Genomic DNA, 2,935 nt, shown 5'->3' on the forward strand with positions numbered 1-2,935 from the left:
ATTCCAATAAATTTCTTTAATTGTTATAAAATATGCGCCTGCCCTGGAATAATCATGTTCCTTCAATCGGATTGACCGTCGGTGGTGTTTGTCCGGGTCGTAGGTCATTTTTTTCCCCCGATTGTACCGTTATGCCGATGTAGGGACACGGTGCACCGTGTCCCTACGGTGTGGATAAATGACACATAAAGACTGTGTAAAAATATCGGTTATTGTCGAACATTATTTCTGCTGTTTTAATATCATAATCAGCCTGTTTCAGCCACTCTTGATGACATTCACCTATAAGTCTTTCTCCTTTTGCTCATTAAGCCCCATTACCTGTATGTGTGTTGAAGACGCAGAAAGGCGTGTTTAATAAGGTGCTTTAATGATATCTATTTTAATAATCAATATACTATGTCGTCGAATATTACAGGTATCCGCTTTTTGAATTGATCCAGTAAAGGGCAGGCTACTTCTCTTATTTGTGGATGAGCAGCATTCGATGTTCTGAGTTTAAAGAAATGTCGCCATTCTCGCAAATTCATTGTGACAACTATTTCTGTCTTTAAGGAATTAGGCAAAACATTTCTTGCCTCTTGGGGGGTAGCACCCAAATTAATAAGTTCAAGATAGGCTTTTTCAGCTTCCTTCATTGCCTTTTCCCATACTTCATATTTCTTTTTATCTGCTTCACTAGCAGAATTCCAAAAACACGGATTAATTACAGTAATTTCTCCACCAAATTTGCCTGCTGAATAATTACAATACCGAGTGGACTCCTGGGTGTAACTTGCCATTCTATGACGGACAATCTCGTGGGTTATACCTCTATCACATATTATACGTACCGTTATATTATAATGTTCGATTACCGATTCATGGTTCATATCCAAAATTTTTTTAACAAACTTCCTTGCAGAATCAGGGGTAATCTTATCTTCTGTTTTATAAGCTGTCCTGCCAGCCTTTTCGATATTCTTTAAAATTATTTCTCCATCAACATCACTTTCGATAATAAATGATGGTTTTATACTTTTCATGTTACTCCTTTTTAGAATCAATTTCAGTTGGAAGTATCCAGGTCTTTCCTATGCCTTCTGAATAAAAGAGATCATTATGCCTTAATGGTGCATTGTAAATCAGTGAAGTATTTGTGGGATTTGTTGCCCAATAAAGATACAGTCCAAATATTTGAGGTTTTGTTCCCATAGGAGAAATCAGACAATTGTATTTTGAACAACTTTCAGAAAGAATAGTTTTTAGTTGCTTAGCTACTAAAACAGGATTTTTCGAATTAATGTATTGAATATTGGAATCTCCAACTATATTTATAATTTCTTTATTCATCTCTTCCGTCCTTCCTCCCATTTTGAATGATATGCGGGCTTTGGAATTAAAAGAAGGCATTCCGTTGGGTCTATATTTTCTAATAATGCCATTGCTCGACTTCCTTCGTAACCCAAAAAAATGACTAATAAACAATCTTTTGCAAAATCATAGTTCCCAGAAAAAAGTGGAATAGGAAAGATTTGTTTTATACCAAAAGAAAGAGGTTGAAAGAGATCGATAATATATTCTTTGGGTTCTGTATATAAAAACCTGCACTTATGGAAAAGACCTTTTTTGTCCAACATATTGAGCAAAATAAGAATATGCCATTTTATTAAAGTACTAACATCAATCGTAATTCTGGGAGATTCAGAATTACAAATTTGTTTCTCGATTTTTTGAATAATTTCATTCATCATCGGCATGGTAGATTCTTCATCGATTAAAAGTTCTTCGATTGGGCCAACTTTATTTAATATATCATGCATTTCTTTAAGATTTTCTTCTCTTTTCTTATTTTTATGAGAATATTTTAAAATGAGCACTTGCTTTGCTTTATAGTTTTTATCTAATTTTTTAAGAGTACCTAAGCATCTTATTTCCGGACTTCCGGATGATATAAATATGTTGTCAGCTACATTGTTTACAATCGTTGTTATTGTTTGAATTTCTAAAAGTTCTTTACTCAAGAGTCATCCCCTTAAACATTGGGTAAGTTGTTTCACTTGTTCTTTGTCTTTGCTGAAGTATTTTCTTTGTTTCTGCACGGCTATCGGAATCTAAAAGGTACGATAATTCTTTGACGGTAAAATTGCATCTTCCCCATCTTGCTCTATAACTAATTTCTAAAGCTGGTGAATAAATTCTATTTAAAACATAATCTTTAGTTCGTATTGTAGTCGTATGTTTTGGACGATAAGAACTCGTTTCTTCCCTTTTATAAAGAATAGATTCTCTTACTGAATGGATTAGAAAATTGTTAAGAAGGCGACTTTCATCCGTATTTAAATTCTGAGGATCTTTTATACTAATGCTTAAAGTCTCAGGTTCGCTTGAGTGGAATAACAATCTTTCTCTAAATATATCACCAATATCGGTTACAAACTGGTACATCATTTCACCATTGATACCACCGTATGCCTCTATATTTTTATGAATTTTTTCCAAATAGCCTTTAGAAACAATATGGGCTGCCCAGTTTTGATCTTCTACCGAAATCTTTTCTCCCTTTTTCACATTTGTACCTTGTCCTTCAGCTCGATAAAATGCCATACCAACTAAATTTAAGAAGATTCTGATTATTCCTGATGACAGATAAGTATATGTATCAAAACCAGCATAAATTTTTCTTCTTGATTTTCTTCCCTCAACTTTTCCCTTTTCTCTTAGAAGTCTGAAAATTGCAGCGACTTCTAATTTATTACGATATTCGCTCATTTTATCTTCTTGAAATTTATCGCCTTTAATTTTTTTTATAAATTCGTCTATTATGGTTTGAGGTATTTCTGGTTCAGAAAGATTTTCTCAGCATTGTCCGGTTAAGTTTTTGCGTGGTCATAATTTTTAGCATGTTCTTTGAAATTGTAGTTACCAAAAGGAGAAAAGTTTAAGTTTCTGGCTT

Annotated in this window: 5 protein-coding genes; all 5 read right to left on the reverse strand. The window is 33.5% G+C overall.

The genetic code is table 11. From position 1 onward, the window contains the following. Positions 1-163 precede the first annotated feature (163 nt). Positions 164-286, reverse strand: a complete 123-nt coding sequence (locus tag HUT38_04535) for a HEPN domain-containing protein (protein ID NUQ57719.1) — start codon at positions 284-286, stop codon at positions 164-166. A 103-nt stretch (positions 287-389) separates the two neighbouring features. Continuing rightward, a complete protein-coding gene (gene thyX / locus HUT38_04540; protein ID NUQ57720.1) occupies positions 390-1,025 on the reverse strand; it encodes an FAD-dependent thymidylate synthase in 636 nt (211 codons plus the stop codon). 1 nt (position 1,026) lies between these two features. After that, positions 1,027-1,332, reverse strand: a complete 306-nt coding sequence (locus tag HUT38_04545) for a hypothetical protein (GenBank protein NUQ57721.1) — start codon at positions 1,330-1,332, stop codon at positions 1,027-1,029. Then, positions 1,329-2,003, reverse strand: a complete 675-nt coding sequence (locus HUT38_04550; GenBank protein NUQ57722.1) for a hypothetical protein — start codon at positions 2,001-2,003, stop codon at positions 1,329-1,331. Before HUT38_04550 ends, HUT38_04545 begins: the two co-directional genes overlap by 4 nt. Continuing rightward, positions 1,996-2,751, reverse strand: a complete 756-nt coding sequence (locus HUT38_04555; GenBank protein ID NUQ57723.1) for a hypothetical protein — start codon at positions 2,749-2,751, stop codon at positions 1,996-1,998. The genes HUT38_04550 and HUT38_04555 overlap by 8 nt, the downstream gene beginning before the upstream one ends. Positions 2,752-2,935 lie beyond the last annotated feature (184 nt).

This window comes from Candidatus Paceibacter sp., assembly GCA_013360865.1.
GTDB lineage: Bacteria > Patescibacteriota > Minisyncoccia > UBA9983 > UBA9983 > SURF-57.

What these genes read in the sequence shown, in the direction of transcription:
- thyX (NUQ57720.1), bottom strand. Translation starts at nt 1,025, where the DNA reads ATGAAAAGTATAAAACCATCATTTATTATCGAAAGTGATGTTGATGGA.
- HUT38_04545 (NUQ57721.1), bottom strand. Translation starts at nt 1,332, where the DNA reads ATGAATAAAGAAATTATAAATATAGTTGGAGATTCCAATATTCAATAC.
- HUT38_04555 (NUQ57723.1), bottom strand. Translation starts at nt 2,751, where the DNA reads ATGAGCGAATATCGTAATAAATTAGAAGTCGCTGCAATTTTCAGACTT.